14 protein-coding genes are annotated in these 16,887 nt (G+C 29.8%); 8 read left to right on the top strand and 6 right to left on the bottom strand.

Annotated features, from left to right (window positions below):
• Positions 1–203: 203 nt before the first annotated feature.
• The 6 genes from gyrA to dnaA all read right to left on the bottom strand — a co-directional run bounded on the left by gyrA (position 204) and on the right by dnaA (position 9,240).
• Positions 204–2,693, bottom strand: coding sequence for a DNA gyrase subunit A (gyrA, locus tag C820_RS03485; RefSeq protein ID WP_004035235.1), 2,490 nt, complete (start codon positions 2,691–2,693; stop codon positions 204–206).
• A 107-nt stretch (positions 2,694–2,800) separates the two neighbouring features.
• Positions 2,801–4,705, bottom strand: a complete 1,905-nt coding sequence (gyrB, locus tag C820_RS03480; RefSeq protein ID WP_004035237.1) for a DNA topoisomerase (ATP-hydrolyzing) subunit B — start codon at positions 4,703–4,705, stop codon at positions 2,801–2,803.
• Between the two features lie 413 nt (positions 4,706–5,118).
• On the bottom strand, positions 5,119–6,204 hold the full coding sequence (gene recF, locus C820_RS03475; RefSeq protein ID WP_035296135.1) for a DNA replication/repair protein RecF: 1,086 nt from the start codon (positions 6,202–6,204) through the stop codon (positions 5,119–5,121).
• Between the two features lie 106 nt (positions 6,205–6,310).
• The gene (locus C820_RS03470; protein ID WP_004035240.1) at positions 6,311–6,529 is read right to left on the bottom strand and encodes an RNA-binding S4 domain-containing protein; all 219 of its coding nucleotides are present in this window, start codon (positions 6,527–6,529) and stop codon (positions 6,311–6,313) included.
• A 19-nt stretch (positions 6,530–6,548) separates the two neighbouring features.
• Positions 6,549–7,649: a DNA polymerase III subunit beta gene (dnaN, locus tag C820_RS03465; protein WP_004035242.1), complete on the bottom strand. Its 1,101-nt coding sequence runs from the start codon at positions 7,647–7,649 to the stop codon at positions 6,549–6,551.
• 247 nt (positions 7,650–7,896) lie between these two features.
• Complete coding sequence (gene dnaA, locus C820_RS03460; protein WP_004035243.1) at positions 7,897–9,240, bottom strand: chromosomal replication initiator protein DnaA; 1,344 nt, start codon at positions 9,238–9,240, stop codon at positions 7,897–7,899.
• Positions 9,241–9,911: 671 nt separating this feature from the next.
• Between dnaA and rpmH the strand changes: the two genes are divergently transcribed.
• The 8 genes from rpmH (at position 9,912) to rsmG (ending at position 16,736) form a co-directional block, all read left to right on the top strand.
• A complete protein-coding gene (rpmH, locus tag C820_RS03455) occupies positions 9,912–10,046 on the top strand; it encodes a 50S ribosomal protein L34 (RefSeq protein ID WP_004035249.1) in 135 nt (44 codons plus the stop codon).
• Between the two features lie 95 nt (positions 10,047–10,141).
• On the top strand, positions 10,142–10,501 hold the full coding sequence (gene rnpA, locus C820_RS03450) for a ribonuclease P protein component (RefSeq protein ID WP_035296334.1): 360 nt from the start codon (positions 10,142–10,144) through the stop codon (positions 10,499–10,501).
• Between the two features lie 2 nt (positions 10,502–10,503).
• Complete coding sequence (gene yidD / locus C820_RS03445; RefSeq protein WP_004035253.1) at positions 10,504–10,755, top strand: membrane protein insertion efficiency factor YidD; 252 nt, start codon at positions 10,504–10,506, stop codon at positions 10,753–10,755.
• 68 nt (positions 10,756–10,823) lie between these two features.
• Positions 10,824–11,870, top strand: a complete 1,047-nt coding sequence (locus tag C820_RS03440; RefSeq protein WP_004035255.1) for a YidC/Oxa1 family membrane protein insertase — start codon at positions 10,824–10,826, stop codon at positions 11,868–11,870.
• Positions 11,863–12,480 (top strand): RNA-binding cell elongation regulator Jag/EloR, encoded by a 618-nt coding sequence (gene jag, locus C820_RS03435; protein ID WP_004035257.1) that lies wholly within the window; start codon positions 11,863–11,865, stop codon positions 12,478–12,480. The genes C820_RS03440 and jag overlap by 8 nt, the downstream gene beginning before the upstream one ends.
• 62 nt (positions 12,481–12,542) lie before the next feature.
• Positions 12,543–13,934 (top strand): tRNA uridine-5-carboxymethylaminomethyl(34) synthesis GTPase MnmE, encoded by a 1,392-nt coding sequence (gene mnmE / locus C820_RS03430; protein ID WP_004035259.1) that lies wholly within the window; start codon positions 12,543–12,545, stop codon positions 13,932–13,934.
• Between the two features lie 16 nt (positions 13,935–13,950).
• Positions 13,951–15,846 (top strand): tRNA uridine-5-carboxymethylaminomethyl(34) synthesis enzyme MnmG, encoded by a 1,896-nt coding sequence (mnmG, locus tag C820_RS03425; protein WP_035296136.1) that lies wholly within the window; start codon positions 13,951–13,953, stop codon positions 15,844–15,846.
• Positions 15,847–16,022: 176 nt separating this feature from the next.
• On the top strand, positions 16,023–16,736 hold the full coding sequence (gene rsmG / locus C820_RS03420; protein WP_004035263.1) for a 16S rRNA (guanine(527)-N(7))-methyltransferase RsmG: 714 nt from the start codon (positions 16,023–16,025) through the stop codon (positions 16,734–16,736).
• Positions 16,737–16,887 lie beyond the last annotated feature (151 nt).

The following is a 16,887-nucleotide window of genomic DNA, read 5'->3' as shown; positions in this document are numbered from 1 at the left end:
ATCTCCTTTCCATACATTACCATATATAAATTATTTTTTATACTATATTATTTATAACGCAAAAGCAAGTAACAAAGTCTTAAAAAGTATTAAAATTATTTTAATATAAAATATCCCTCAGTAAAATATACTGAGGGACAATTTATAAACAAATTTTTGTTTATAGCTTAAAAAATTTACTTTGATTTTAATGCGTTATTTTATTATTGTTCTACTTGTTCTGTTTCTTCTATTTGTTCTTCTTCCATTTGTATATCTTGTTCTGAAATTTTTGCTACACCTACAACACTCACATTTTCATTCAGATTAATCAGTTTTACACCTTGTGATACTCTACCAAGTGATGAAATTTCATTTCCTCTCAAACGTATTATAACACCTTCAGAAGTAATCAACATTAATTCCTCTTTTTCGTCTATCACTAAAACACCTGTCAAAAGTCCTGTTTTTTCTGTCAGTTGATGTATTTTGACGCCTTTTCCACCTCTATATTGTACATTAAAATCTTCTGAATTTGTTCTTTTACCATACCCTTTTTCTGTGACATTTAAAACTTGTGTACCTTCTGTAATTTTAACAGAAGAAACAACATAGTCATTTTGTTTGAGTGTAATTGCTTTTACCCCCATTGCCTGTCTACTCATAGGGCGAACATCTTTTTCATGGAACTTAATTCCCATACCATTTTTTGTAGCAACAAGTATTTCATCATTACCATTTGTTACAAGTACTGCAATTAAATTATCTTCTTCTTTTAAGCTAAGTGCTGTTAAACCACCTTTTCTAATATTGCTAAAACTCATCATATCTGTTTTCTTTATAATACCCTCTTTTGTTATCATTACTAAATAACTATCTTGTGTAAACTCTTTTACAGGTATCATAGCAGTAATAGTTTCTTCATTCGAAATTTCAATTAAATTTACAATAGCATTACCTCTTGCAGTCCTTCCTGCTTCTGGTACTTCATATCCTTTTAAGCGATACACTCTGCCTTTATTTGTAAAAAACAATATATAATCATGTGTAGAACCTAAAAACAAGTCTTTTACAAAGTCTTCTTCTCTTGTATTCATACCCATAATACCTCTGCCACCTCTTTTTTGACTTTTATATGTCATAAGAGGCGTTCTTTTAATGTAATTCAAATGAGATAATGTAAATACACTTGTTTCTTCATCAATTAAATCTTCATCTTCTATAACTTCTACGTGCTGCATAATTTGAGTACGTCTTACATCACCATATTTTGCTTTTACTATCAATATTTCTTCTTTTATAACACCATATAAAAGTGTTTCATCTGACAATATAGCTTTATACTCTTTTATTTTTTCTGTCAATTCTCTATATTCTTTATCAATTTTTTCATATTCTAATCCTTGCAAACGACGTAGCTGCATTTCTAATATTGCCTGTGTCTGTATTTCAGATAGTCCAAATTTCTCCATCAGTTTTGACTTTGCATCATCATAACTACTTCGAATAATACGTATCACTTCATCAATATTATCTAATGCAATGCGTAAGCCTTCTAGTAAATGTGCTCTTTTTTCTGCTTTATCTAATTCAAATTGTGTACGTCTTGTAACAACTTCTTTTTGATGTTTTAAGTATTGTTCTAGTACCTGTTTTAAATTTAATACTTCAGGCTTATTATTCACTAGTGCAATCATAATAACACCAAAACTGTCTTCTAATTGTGTATATTTATACAAATTATTTAATACTACACCTGTGTTTGCATCTTTTTTTAATTCAATGACAATTCTCATACCTTTTCGGTTGGACTCATCTCTTATATCACTAATACCATCTACTCTTTTTTCTTTTACTAAATCAGCAATTTTTTCTATCAATCTTGCTTTATTGACTTGATAAGGAATTTCTGTTACAACAATACGTTCTCTACCATTTGGCATAGCTTCTATTTCAGAAACTGCTCTTACACGTATTTTGCCTCTACCTGTACGATAAGCAGAACGTATACCATTTTTCCCCATAATAATACCACCTGTTGGAAAATCAGGTGCTTTTATTACTTCCATCAATTCTTCTACAGAAGTTTCTCTCTTTTGCTGTACATAGTTGTCAATCATTTTCACAACACCATCAATTACTTCTGATAAATTGTGAGGTGGTATATTTGTTGCCATACCTACAGCAATACCAGAAGAACCATTGATTAAAAGATTGGGCACTCTTGCAGGCAATACAGTAGGTTCTTTGACTTCTTCGCTATAATTTGGTATAAAATCCACTGTATTTTTATCAATGTCTGCAAGCATCTCCAATGAAATACGTGACATTCTTGCCTCTGTATAACGCTGTGCTGCTGCTCCGTCGCCATCTACAGAACCAAAATTTCCATGACCGTCTACTAATACATATCGCATAGAAAAGTTTTGAGCCATACGAACCATTGCTTGATAAATAGAACTATCGCCATGAGGATGATATTTACCCATAGTATCCCCTACAATACGTGCTGACTTTTTATAGGGTTTATTAGGTTCTAAGTTCATCTCTTCCATAGAATACAATATTCTTCTTTGCACTGGCTTCAATCCATCACGAACATCTGGCAAAGCTCGAGATACGATAACACTCATAGCATAGTCGATATAACAATTTTTCATTTCATCTTCTATGTTAATGCCAACTATTTTATCCATTTTATTTGCATTATCCATAACAATATTAACGTCCTTTCTGCATTATGTTACAAAATTTAAGTCATTAAAAATAGAGAACCATTCTATTCCATTTTATTATTGTCGTCTTTTTTACAATAAAACAATTATATATCTAAATTTTGTACTTTTTCTGCATATTCCTGTATAAATTCTCGTCTTGGCTCTACTTTATCGCCCATTAGTCTTGTAAATATTTCATCAGCAGAAACAGCATCTTCTAAATCAACACGTTTCAATATTCTATGTTCTGGGTCCATTGTAGTATCCCAAAGTTGTTCTGCGTCCATTTCTCCTAAACCCTTATAACGTTGTACTTCTTTTATACCTTCTCGTCCTATTCTGGTATAAAGATTTTCTAGTTCTTTATCATCATATACATAATAATGCTCTTTATTCTTCTCTACACGATACAAAGGGGGTTGAGCGATATAAATATGCCCTGCTTTGATTAATTGGGGCATATGGCGGTAAAACAGCGTTAAAAGTAGTGTTCTAATATGGGCACCGTCTACGTCAGCATCTGTCATAATAACTATTTTGTGGTACCTTAATTTTGTAATATCAAAATCGGTATCTACTCCTGTGCCAAATGCTGTAATCATATTTTTAATTTCATCACTGTTTAATATTTTATCCATACGTGCTTTTTCTACATTGAGTATTTTTCCTCTTAGCGGTAATATTGCCTGTATTCTCTGGTCTCTTGCTCCTTTTGCAGAGCCACCAGCAGAATCTCCTTCTACAATGTATATTTCACAATTTACAGGGTCTTTATCAGAACAATCTGCTAATTTTCCAGGCAGTCGTGAAGTTTCTAAAACACTCTTTCTTCTCACCAATTCTCTTGCTCTTTTTGCTGCTTCTCTCGCCCTGGAAGCAAGTATTCCTTTTTCTACAATCAGTCTTCCTATTGCTGGATTTTCTTCTAAAAAATAACTTAAATACTCATTAACAATACTTTCTACAGCACCTTTTGCTTCACTGTTTCCTAGTTTTGATTTTGTTTGTCCTTCAAATTGAGGCTCTGCAACTTTAATACTCACAATAGCTGCTAAACCTTCTCTTACATCATCACCAGTTAAGTTTTTATCACTTTCTTTCAATATACCTGCTTTTCTACTATAATCATTTATTGTTTTTGTCATACCAGACTTAAAACCTATTAAGTGTGTACCACCATCTGAAGTATTGATGTTATTTACAAATGTGTGTATATTTTCATCAGCACTATCATTATGCTGAAATGCTACTTCTATCAATATACCATCTTTTTCTCCTTCTGCATAAAAAATATTGTCATAAAGTGTATCTCTATATTGATTGATATAAGCAACAAATTCTTTAATACCACCTTCATAGTGAAATGATTTTTGTTGTTTTTTTCCTTCTCTTTGGTCTGTTATACTAATTTTTAGTCCCTTTGTTAAAAAAGCTGTTTCTCTCAATCTTTTTTTCAAAATATCAAATTGGAAAACAGTATCCTCAAATATTTCTGTATCTGGCTTAAAACGAATATAAGTTCCATGTTCTTGTGTTTTTCCAATTTCCTGTAATTTTGTTACAACATGACCTCTAGCATATTTTTGCTCATATATTTTACCATCTATATAAATTTGCACTTCTAGCCATTCAGACAAAGCATTTACAACAGAAGCACCAACACCATGTAAACCGCCAGAAACTTTATATCCTCCTCCACCAAATTTACCACCAGCATGAAGTATTGTAAAAACAACTTCTACTGCTGGTATTCCTTTTTGTGCTTGTATTCCTATAGGAATACCTCGTCCATTATCTTTTACAGAAATCGTATTATCTTCGTGTATTATAACAGAAATTTCATCACAATATCCAGCTAGTGCCTCATCTACTGCATTATCTACAATTTCATATACAAGATGATGCAGCCCTTGTGTACTGGTAGAACCAATGTACATACCAGGACGTTTTCTTACAGCTTCTAAGCCTTCTAAAACTTGTATTTGATTTTCGTTGTACTCTGATGACATATTCATTCTCTCCTTAAAAATAACAGGCTGTAAAAAGCCTGTAGGGTACTAAAACACTCCCTAATATTTCATAGTCCATATTGGCATATTGTAACAATATAAATATAATTGCCATTATTTTACAGTAAATTACTTATTATCTAAAATAAAAAAATAGTTTTATAGTTGTATTACTTCGAAAACACCTGTAAATTTGTTATATAAGTTTAGGAATAATAAAAAACATTTGATATCATTTTGTTGCGTTGTGGGAGCTTGTACTTTTCATAGTAATCTCTCTCATTTTATAAAGAAAGAGAGAGATTACCACTATTTGATAAAAATATTATACCATTTTTTTAACTTTTTCACAAGCAAAAAAAAGCCTTTTATTTCAAGGCTTTTAGTGAATGGGAAACAATTCGACAGAATAATTATTTTATTTTTTTAATTTCTCCTTTTTCTACATGAAAAAGGTATGCTTGTTTGATATATCCCTTTATTGCATCTTCTATTCCAGTACAAGTAAGTATTGTTTGTAAATGTCCTATGCTTTCCATTAAAAAATTTTGACGATTTTTGTCTAATTCAGAAAGTACATCATCTAAAAGCAGTATAGGTTTTTGTGCTGTTTGTTGTTCTATTAAATCAATTTCTGCTAATTTTGCTGAGAGTGCTGTTGTTCTTTGTTGACCTTGTGAACCATATTGTTTGACGTCTCTGCCATTTATTAAAAATAATATATCATCTTTGTGGGGACCCGATTGTGTCGTTCCCAGTAAAATATCTCTTTGATGATTTTTTACAAGCTTTTGTTCTAATAATTGTATTGTGCTGTTTGGTTTATATAGGATTTCTAGGGCATCTTTGCCACCTGTAAGCGTATTTTGCTTTTCGCTTGCTATTTTATTCAATTGACTTAAAAAATTGTTTCTAGTGTCAATAATGCGTTTTCCTGTATCTACTAACTGTTTATCCCACACAAAAAGAGTATCCTTTAGTAAAGGATTTTTTTGTATTTCTTTTAACAAATGATTTCTTTGTTTTAGTATTTTATAATATTTTTGTAAATTATAGTAATATACTGCATTTATTTGACAAATTTCCATATCTATGAAGCGACGTCTTTCTATAGGACCATTTTTAACTAAATTCAAATCTTCTGGTGAAAATATGACAGCATGACAAGTACCAAACAACTCCCCTAATTTTTTTAATGGAATGCCATTGACAGCAATTCCTTTTTTTGCATCTCTTTTTAGGTGAATATCTACTTTGTTCATGCTATTTTGTTTTTGTATTAACATTTGTATATGGCTTTCTTTCGATTTAAATTCTATAAGTTGGTTATCACTCTTTGTACGTAAAGAGCGACCAGAAGCACATAAATATAATGCTTCTAAAAAGTTTGTTTTTCCTTGTGCATTCTCTCCATAAAAAATATTAACACCATTTTTTAAAAATAATGTTGTATCTTTTAGATTTCTATAGCCTGTTAATGATACTTTTTGTATATACATCAATTCACTTCCTAAATGCGAAAACAATTTTATTTTGAGGTCATCATTATTTTCAAAATGAAATGATGCCCCATAAGTAAAACTTTTTATAGAATACATTTTTAATTTATCGTTTTTGTAGTACTTTAAATTGTCCTATATTTTGTACTGTTACAATGTCGCCAGAACGCACTTTTTTACCCCTTTCTATTGCAATAATGCCATTTACTTTTACTTCACCATTGTTAATATATAATTTTGCATCAGAACCCTGTCCTACTATTCCTGCCAACTTTAGTAACTGTTGCAATTTTATAAATTCTGTTTTAATTATAATTTCATTCATATTATTTCCTCCTATCATTTTATAAACGTAAAGGCAATATTAAATAGCGAAATGCTTCTGATTGTAATGATCTAATAATACAAGGACTTAACGATGTTGTGAATTGTATAGAAATTCTTTGCTCATCTACTACACGTAATACATCTATTAAATATTTAGGATTAAATGCAATTTGTAATGTTTCTCCTTCTAATTCTATTTCAATTTCTTCATATGCTGTACCAATTTCAGCTTGTGCCTTTACACTTAATTTTTTCTGTGTAATATCAAGTCTTACAGGTGTTTTTCTGCTATCTTTTGAAACTAGAGAAGCTCTTTCTAATGTTTGTAAAAAATCATTTGTATTAACATAAAACTTAGTTTTATAATCATCAGAAAAACTTTGCTCATATTTTATATATTCTCCCTCTAAAAGACGAGAAATAACAATATTTCCATCAATATCAAATAGTATATGTTTTTCTGTTATATATAGCAAAACCTCTTTTTGTTCTGAGCTTAAAATTTTATTAATTTCTGAAAGTGTTTTTCCTGGGACAACTACTTTTGTTTCTTTTGTACTTTCAGACAAATTTTCTTTTCTAAAAGAAATACGATAACCATCTACAGATACCATTTGTATGCAGTCTTTTTTTAATTCTAGTAATTCTCCTGTTAATATAGGTTTAGACTCATCTTGTGCAATAGAAAAAATTGTTTGTCTAATCATATTTTTTAAATCAGATTGTAATAGTTTATATCTTTGATTTTTTTCTACTTCAGGTAATATTGGAAAGTCTTCTCCATTCTGTCCCATAATTTTGAAATCTGAGAAACCACAGGAAATAGATGTTTCATATTTTGCATTAGTTTGTATTAAAACATTATCACCATTTACTTTTCTAATAATTTCAGTAAAGAGATGTGCGTCAAGGGCAATTATTCCTTCTTCTTCTATTGTAGCTTCAATAGGAGCTGACTGTATGCCTATTTCTAAATCTGTTGCTGTTACAATAAATTTTCCATTCATTGCCGTTAATAAAACACTCTTTAGTATTTCTAAAGTTGTTTTATTAGAAATCGCTTTATTAGCAATTGTAAGAGCATTAAGTAATAACTCTCTTGAACAATATAATTTCATAATTGTGAACAACTCCTTTATATAAAGTTTAATAAATAAATAATTAATATTAATTAGTAGTAGTAGTAGGGGCTGTGGATAATGTGGATAACCCGTATAAACCATGTAATTACAATAAAAACAGCTGTGGATAACATTGTGAATAATTGTGGATAAGCTGTGGATAAACTACCTAGTTATCCACAGAATTTATAATATAGAATATTAGTATAAAGTTATCCACAAAATAACAAGAGTTATCCACAGATTAATACTCTTTAATCTGTTCTTCTAACTCAGATACTTCTTGTTGTAAAAGAGCATCTTTTTTTAAAGATTTTTCTATTTTTGAAACAGCATAGATTACTGTTGTATGGTCACGACCACCAAATTGTTCTCCTATTTTAGGTAAGGAAATATCTAAAAATTTTCGACAAAGATACATGGCAATTTGTCTTGGAAAAGCAATTGCTTTTGTTTTTTTACTTCCTTGAATATCTTCTATATGAATATTATAATAGTTTGAAACAATTTGCTGTATTAAATTTGCTGTAATTTGTGTAGAGGCATTTTCATTGAAAATATCTTTTAATGCAGTTTCAGCTAATTTAATAGAAACTATTTGATTTGTTAATGCAGCATAGGCTACAATACGTGTTAAAGCCCCTTCTAGTTCTCTAATATTTGAAACAATGCTTTTAGCAATAAAAGCAAGTACATCATTTCCTACTGGTAAATGTTCTGCATCTACTTTTTTACGTAATATGGCAATGCGTGTTTCATAATCAGGTGCTTGTATATCAGCAATTAATCCCCATTCAAAACGAGTTCTTAAACGGTCTTCTAATATTTTAATTTCTTTAGGAGGCCTATCACTAGATATAATAATTTGCTTATTTGATTCATGAAGAGCATTAAAAGTATGAAAAAATTCTTCTTGTGTTCCTTCTTTTTTAGATATAAATTGGATATCGTCTATTAGTAAAACATCAATATTACGATATTTATTACGAAATTCTTCATTTTTATTGTTTTGAATAGCAGTAATAAATTCATTCATAAATGTTTCGCTTGTAACATATAACACTTTAGTAGAAGGATTTTTGTCTAGAATATAATGTGCAATGGAGTGCATTAAATGAGTTTTGCCAAGTCCTGAATTACCATATAAAAATAAAGGGTTATATGCCTCAGCAGGGGCTTCTGCTACTGCTAAAGAAGCAGCATGTGCCATACGATTACTGTTTCCTACAACAAAAGAACTAAAAATATAACGAGGATTTAAGTTACTTTCAACAAAAACTGTTTCAGTTGTGGTTATAACATTATTTTGAGGCATAGATACTAATTGTTTGGAAACTTCTGCATTTGTTATCATTTTAATTTCATAATCTATTTTTGTTGCAGTTTGTATAGCACTACGAATTAAAGATAAATATCGTTTTTGTATCATATCACGATAAAAATCATCTTTTATTTTTAATATAAAAGAATTATCTTCAATTTTATAAGGAACAATAGGTAAAATCCAAGTTTCAAAACTGACAGGAGAAGAACTTTCTTCTTCTAATATTTTTAAAGCATTGTCCCAATATTGTTTTATTTCGTCCATGGTCTTCCCCCTGTAAATTATTTCATAGTTGTGGATAAGTTAATAAAATACTGTGGATAAATTGTGGATAACTTTTTTATATAAGAAAAATATATAAGTTATCCACACTATCCACAGGTAGATTGTCTTATTTTTCCACAAGCAATAACTATTGAAAAATCAATAAATAAAAATAATACTGTGGATAAATTGTGGATAACTCTTAAGTTATCCACAGAATTATCCACAATTTTTATCTGCTGTATATAGTGTGGATAAAATAAGCTGTGGATAATGTGGAAATGTGGATAACTTAGTATATCAAAAGAATAAAAAGTTATCAACAGCTTTTACATAGTATTTAAAAAAAATAAAAAAATTTGAATTTTGAGATTAAAAAAATAATATAGAAGATTAATATAAAGTTGTACAATGATAATAAATAACTAAATAATATTATTATACTAAATAAATATAGTATAATGTATGATAAAAACTTTAGATATTTTATAAACAATATTAAATAATAATTTTTTTAATATTAATGTTATTATTGACAAGTCCAAAAATACTTGGCATAATTGAAAAAAGCTATTTTTTTCTTGACGTGATTACTATTTTTTTATATAATATTTTCAGTGCTTGCCTGTGTGCAGGGATAGGTATGTAATATAAAGGAGGTGCAAGTTACTATGAAAATGACATTTCAGCCAAAAAAAAGACAAAGAAGTAAAGTTCATGGCTTTAGAAAAAGAATGAGTACAGCAAATGGTAGAAGAGTATTAGCTGCTAGAAGAAGAAAAGGAAGAAAAGTATTATCTGCATAATGTTAATTAGAATTATACCTGCAGTAGCATGAGGCCGCAAATTGTGGCCTTTTATTGTATGTAGCGTAATTCTTTTTTTAGAAGGAGATAAAAAAGTGAAGCAGACACAATCGTTAAAAAAGAAATTTCAATTTCGCTATGTATATAACAAAGGCAAGTCATTAGCAAATCGCCATTTGGTGATATATGTTTTAAAAACAGGTAAGCAAATAAACCACATAGGTATTTCTGTTAGCAAAAAAGTAGGAAAAAGTGTAGTACGTTCTCGTGTGACAAGATTAATACGAGAGAGTTATCGTTTGAGAGAAGAACAGATTGCAAAAGGATATGATATTATAATAATTGCTCGTGTTTTTGCAAATACTGCTTCTTTCCAAGAAATAGACCATTCTTTAAAACATTTATTAAAAAAGCATAATCTGTTATTACCAAAAACAGCAGAGAAAGAAGCATAAAAATGAATAATAGAATAAGCGATATATTAAAAAAACTATGTTTAATTAGTATCAAATTTTATCAAATAACTATTTCTCCTTATATTGGTGCTCATTGTCGTTTTATACCTACTTGTTCAGAATATGCTTATGTTTCTATTTGTCGTTTTGGCGTGTTAAAAGGTGTATATTTATCTATCAGACGTATATTAAAATGTCACCCTTTTCATGAGGGAGGATATGACCCTGTTCCAGAAAAAAAGAATAAAAATTGAAGTTAGAAACTTTATTTCGAAGTGTAATTTTCGCTATATTGCTTCTCGCTAAGGAGGAAAAACTGTTTATGAATACTGGAGTATTGCTGGTGCTGAGAAAACCGAATTTTGTTTTTGGTGCCATTGCAAACGTTTTAGGCATTGTTTATAATGCTTTATTTAATTTTATATATGGTATTTCTACAAATGGTAGTTTGGGAATTGCTATTATATTGTTTACGATTATTGTGAAATTTATATTATTTCCTTTGATGATTAAACAACAACGTTCATCATTTAAACTGCAACAATTACAACCAGAAATGAATAAAATCAGAGCAAAATATAAAGATAAAAAGGATCAGCTTTCACAACAAAAAATGGCTTTAGAATTACAAGAATTTCAGAAAAAAAATGGCATTAGTATGTTAAGTGGTTGTTTACCTTTATTGATACAATTGCCTATATTATATGCGTTATTTTATATTTTCCAACAAGCATATTTATATGTAGATGTCATTGCACAAAATTATACAGAAATTACAAATGTATTAAATAGTGCACCAGAAACGGTTAGAACTGCGGTATTCCAGCCATATTTAGAATTTTGGCAAAGTGATATGTTAACAAAGGCATTAGAAGGCTTTTCAAAAGCAGGTTATGATGCAAATATGATACAAAATTTTGCACTTATTGATAGTTTTAAATCTGCTGACTGGACATATGTACTAGACACATTGGGAGAGCATATACAAAATTTACCAAATTTATTACAGCAAAAAAATGAAATTGAAATGTTTTTAGGTATTTCATTAATTAATAATCCAGGATTATCATTTCCTGGTATCATTGTACCTATATTGGCAGCAGCTACAACATGGGGACAATCTAAAATTATGCAACAATTAACAAATAATACAACAGACCCTAACGACCCAGCTGCGGCTATGACAAATTCTATGACAAATACAATGCTTTATGTTATGCCAATTATGATGGGAGTTATGACAATTAGTGTTCCAGCCGCTTTGGGGCTTTATTGGGTGGTTAGTAACTTAATTTCTATTGTGCAGCAATTATTGTTGAAGAAGTATTTTAGGAAGAAGTTTGAAGGGGAGGCACAGCAGAATGGATAAAATAACAAAAAGTGGAAAAACAGTTGATGACGCATTACAGGAAGCACTAAAAGAACTTCATACCTCCAGAGATGAAGTAGAAGTTACTGTAATTGATGAAGGTACAAAAGGTTTTTTAGGTGTATTCGGTGCAAAAGATGCTGTAATACAAGTTGTTAAAAAATTTAATCCAGAAAAAATTGCTGTTACTTTTTTACAAGAGATGTTTCAAGCTATGAATATGAATGTTTTGATTGAAACAAATTTAAAAGAGAGGCAACTCGCTATTGAATTAAGCGGTGATGAAATGGGTGTTTTGATTGGAAAAAGAGGACAAACACTAGACTCTATACAATATTTAGTAAGCCTTGTTGTAAATAAGGGAAATTCACCTTATGTTAGTATATTGTTAGATACAGAAAATTATAGACAAAGAAGAAAAGAAACATTAGAAAGTTTAGCTTATAATTTAGCAAAGAAAGTAAAACAAACAAAAAGGAATGTTGTTTTGGAGCCCATGAACCCTTATGAGAGAAGGATTATACATTCCACATTACAAAATGACCGCTATGTAACAACATATAGTGAAGGAGAAGAACCTTATCGTAATGTAGTAATTACATTAAAATAATTGATGTTTAAACCGATATATTACTATATCGGTTTTTTCAATAGAAAGGATTGATAACAAAAATGAAAGTAATAGGATTAGAAGATACTATTGCAGCAATATCTACAGGTGCTACAGGTGGTATAGGTATTGTACGTATAAGCGGAGAAAATAGCATTTCTATTGTAGATAAATTATTTCAATCTAAAAATAAAATTTCTTTGCTAGAAAAAAAAAGTCATACATTGTCTTATGGTTATATTGTGGATAACAAAACAGATAATATTATTGATGAAGTATTAGTTACAGTAATGAAAGCACCAAACACATATACCAAAGAGAATATTGTAGAAATTAACTGTCATGGTGGTATAATAGTACTTCAAAAAGTGCTAGAACTAGTGTTGAACAATGGGGCTCGTTTGGCTGAACCAGGAGAATTTACAAAAAGAAGTTTTTTAAATGGCAGAATTGACTTATCACAGGCAGAAGCTGTAATTGATTTAATACAGTCAAAAACAGATATATCCAGACAATCTGCAGTAAATCAATTAGGAGGAAGGCTTCAACAAAAAGTAACACAAATGCGTTCTAAATTGTTGGATATGATTGCCTCTATAGAAGCAGTAATTGATTATCCAGAGCACGATATAGAACAGGATACTTATAATGATATGGAAAGAAAAACAACAGAAATTATTTCAGAAATGGAACAACTTTTAAAAAATGCAGATAGAGGAAAAATTATAAGAGAAGGAATACAAACAGTTATTATAGGAAAACCAAATGTAGGGAAATCTTCATTATTAAATTGGTTTTTAGAAGAGGAAAGAGCTATTGTAACAGATGTGGCAGGTACAACAAGAGATACTGTAGAGGAATATGTCAATATAGAGGGTATTGCTATGAAAATAGTGGATACTGCTGGTATACGACAGACAGGAGATATTGTAGAAAAAATTGGTGTTGAAAAATCAAAAAGTTATGCAGAAAAAGCAGATTTGATATTACTTTTATTGGATAGTTCTCATGATTTAGAAAAAGAAGACAAAGAAATACTTTCTTTTATCAAAAATAAAAAAACGATTATACTTTTAAATAAATCAGATTTAGAACAAAAAATCACAGCAGAAAGTTTAAAAGAATACACACAAAATGCTGCAATATTATCTGTGTCTGTAAAACAGAATAAGGGACTAGAGCAATTAATACAGCAATTAAAAAATTTATTTTTTAATGGAGAAATGATTACTGCTGATGACGGTATATTAGGAAATGTTCGTCATACAAATGCACTTTATAGAGCGGAACAAGCCATGCAAAGAGCATTAACAACGATTACAACACATATGCCTGAAGATTTTATCTCTATGGATTTACAGCAAGCAAATGCAGCTTTAGGAGAAATTACAGGTGATACAGTAGATGAGGAAATTATAGATAGAATATTTACAAAATTTTGTTTAGGAAAGTAATAAAGGAGGAATAGTGTTGTCCTATATAATAGATGAATTTGATGTAGCAGTAATAGGCGGGGGGCATGCAGGCTGTGAAGCAGCACTTGCAGCAGCACGTATGGGTATGAAAACAGTATTATTTGCAATTAGTTTAGACAGTATTGCTATGATGCCATGTAATCCTAGTATTGGAGGAAGTTCCAAAGGGCATATTGTAAAAGAAATTGATGCACTTGGCGGCGAAATGGGTAAAAATATTGATAAAACATACATTCAAACAAAAATGCTCAACACAGCAAAGGGCCCTGCTGTATATTCTTTGAGAGCACAGGCAGATAAAATACGTTATCAATCAGAAATGAAACATACATTAGAAAAAACACCTAATTTGCAAATTAGGCAGTATGAAATTGTAGATTTGTTAGTAGAAGATGGTACTATAAAAGGGGTCAAAACAAATGGCAATACTTTATATAAGTGTAAAGCAGTAGTTCTCTGCACAGGAACATATTTAAAAGCACGTTGCTTATATGGTGATGTTATTACAGAATGTGGCCCTAATCATTTAATGGCAGCTACAAAACTAAGCCAATGTTTAAAAGATTTAGGTATTCGCTTATATCGCTTTAAAACAGGTACGCCTGCACGTATGAACAAAAATTCTATTGATTTTTCAAAAATGCAGCCACAATACGGTGACGAAAATATTGTACCTTTTTCATTTGAAAATAAATCAGAAGACATCAAAAGAGAACAGGTTCTCTGTTGGCTAACATATACAAATGAACAAACACATGATATTATAAAACAAAATTTACATCGTTCTCCGTTGTATTCTGGTGTGATTGAAGGCACTGGTCCTAGATACTGTCCATCTATAGAAGATAAAGTAGTTCGTTTTTCTGATAAACAAAGACATCAACTCTTTATAGAGCCTGAAGGAGAAAATACAGAAGAAATGTATATACAGGGAATGTCTTCTTCTTTGCCTGAAGATGTACAGATTGCTATGTACAGAACAATAGCAGGACTTGAAAATTGTCAAATAACTAGAAATGCTTATGCTATAGAATATGATTGTATTGATGCGACACAATTAAAAATTAGTTTAGAATTTAAAAATATAAAGGGTTTGTTTAGTGCTGGACAATTAAATGGTAGTTCTGGTTATGAAGAAGCAGCAGCACAGGGATTAATTGCAGGTATTAATGCAGTAAAATATATTAAAAAAGAAGTTCCAGTGATATTGAAACGTTCTGATGCTTATATAGGCGTATTGATAGATGATTTGGTTACAAAAGGTACAAAAGAGCCATATAGAATGATGACATCTCGTGCAGAATATAGGTTGTTATTAAGACAAGATAATGCTGACCAAAGATTGACTCCTTTAGGGTATGAATTAGGTCTGATTTCACAAAAGAGATATGATGCACTTTTACAAAAGCAATATGAAATTGAAAAGGAAATGAAAAGGGTTTCTTCTATTATAGTAGCACCTTCTGAACAAGTACAACAATTGCTTGAAAAATATCATAGTACAGAAATTCATACAGGAGTAAGACTTTCAGAACTCATAAAACGTCCTGAATTAGATTATGAAAAATTATCTATATTGGATATAAAACGCCCTGAATTACCTTTTGAAATAAAAGAGCAAGTAAATATACAAATCAAATATGAAGGATATATTAAACAACAAATGAAACAAGTAGAACAATTTCAAAAAATGGAAAACAAAAAATTACCTGAAAATATAGATTATACTACTATAAAAGGATTAAGAATTGAAGCACAGCAAAAATTGAATGATATTAGACCGATTTCTATAGGACACGCTTCTCGTATTACAGGAGTTTCTCCAGCAGATATTTCAGTACTTTTGATTTATATGGAGCAAAATAAAAGACAAAAAACAGAAACTATTTAAAATAAAAAGTATTATTGTAACTTTACTTATTTTTATATTATTTTACTAAATACTATAAAAATGATATTTTTGTTTTAAGTGCATAAAATATTTTTTTACAATGTTTTAATTACTGAAAATACCAAAATAAATAGTAATAATGAATGTATTATGATTTTATGTAAGGGGGAAAATATTTGGAAAAATTATTATATCAGAGCTGCAAAAAAATGGGTATTATATTAAATAATATGCAGATACAACAGTTTATGCTCTATCAGAAATTGTTATTGGAATGGAATAAAAATATAAATTTGACAGCAATTACAGAAGAAAGAGAAGTTGTATTAAAACATTTTGTAGATTGTATCAGTGTTGTATCCCATATTACTATATCTGAAGAAGCATCTGTAATAGATGTAGGTACAGGAGCAGGATTTCCGGGTATTCCTATTAAAATTGTATGTCCTTCTATTTCTTTAACACTTTTGGACTCCCTTCAAAAAAGAGTAACATTTTTAAAAGAAGTAGTTGACCAGCTTTCTTTAAAAAATGTAAATTGTATTCATGAAAGAGCAGAATGTGCTGCAAAAGAAAATAGCTATAGACAACAGTATGACTATTGTTTTTCTCGTGCTGTAGCAAATATGAATGTATTACTGGAGTATTGCTTGCCTTTTGTAAAAGTAGGAGGTATGTTTGTTGCACTCAAAGGACGAGAGGCTCAAAAAGAAGTAGAACAATCTCAAAAGGCAATACAGTTATTAGGAGGAGAACTGATTGAAGTAAAACAAATTGAAATACCAAATACAGAATTAGAGCATAAAGTTGTATTGATTAAAAAAATAGCACAAACACCAACAAAATATCCTAGAAAAGCAGGAAAACCAGTAAAAAACCCTATACAATAAATAATATTAATATATCATTGCAATTTTAGATAATAATAGCTTAGTATATCAAAAATATAATAATATAATGTTGTTTTATTAGTAGTGTAGTATAGTTAGGTTAAGGAATACATTGTATAATAGTATGCAATGTATTCTATTTTTTTGTCAA

Origin of the sequence: Clostridium sp. MD294 (genome assembly GCF_000364165.2) — a bacterium.
Classification (GTDB): Bacteria; Bacillota; Clostridia; order Lachnospirales; family Anaerotignaceae; genus Coprocola.
Note: the sequence above shows the minus strand (reverse complement) of the source record. Positions and strands in the feature narration are given on the sequence as shown.

Bases quoted from the DNA above. Each gene is read 5' to 3' on its own strand.
- C820_RS03470 (WP_004035240.1), bottom strand. From the start codon at position 6,529: ATGAATGAAATTATAATTAAAACAGAATTTATAAAATTGCAACAGTTA.
- dnaA (WP_004035243.1), bottom strand. From the start codon at position 9,240: ATGGACGAAATAAAACAATATTGGGACAATGCTTTAAAAATATTAGAA.
- jag (WP_004035257.1), top strand. From the start codon at position 11,863: ATGGATAAAATAACAAAAAGTGGAAAAACAGTTGATGACGCATTACAG.
- dnaN (WP_004035242.1), bottom strand. From the start codon at position 7,649: ATGAAATTATATTGTTCAAGAGAGTTATTACTTAATGCTCTTACAATT.
- rpmH (WP_004035249.1), top strand. From the start codon at position 9,912: ATGAAAATGACATTTCAGCCAAAAAAAAGACAAAGAAGTAAAGTTCAT.
- gyrB (WP_004035237.1), bottom strand. From the start codon at position 4,705: ATGTCATCAGAGTACAACGAAAATCAAATACAAGTTTTAGAAGGCTTA.
- recF (WP_035296135.1), bottom strand. From the start codon at position 6,204: ATGTATATACAAAAAGTATCATTAACAGGCTATAGAAATCTAAAAGAT.
- gyrA (WP_004035235.1), bottom strand. From the start codon at position 2,693: ATGGATAATGCAAATAAAATGGATAAAATAGTTGGCATTAACATAGAA.
- yidD (WP_004035253.1), top strand. From the start codon at position 10,504: ATGAATAATAGAATAAGCGATATATTAAAAAAACTATGTTTAATTAGT.
- mnmE (WP_004035259.1), top strand. From the start codon at position 12,543: ATGAAAGTAATAGGATTAGAAGATACTATTGCAGCAATATCTACAGGT.
- C820_RS03440 (WP_004035255.1), top strand. From the start codon at position 10,824: ATGAATACTGGAGTATTGCTGGTGCTGAGAAAACCGAATTTTGTTTTT.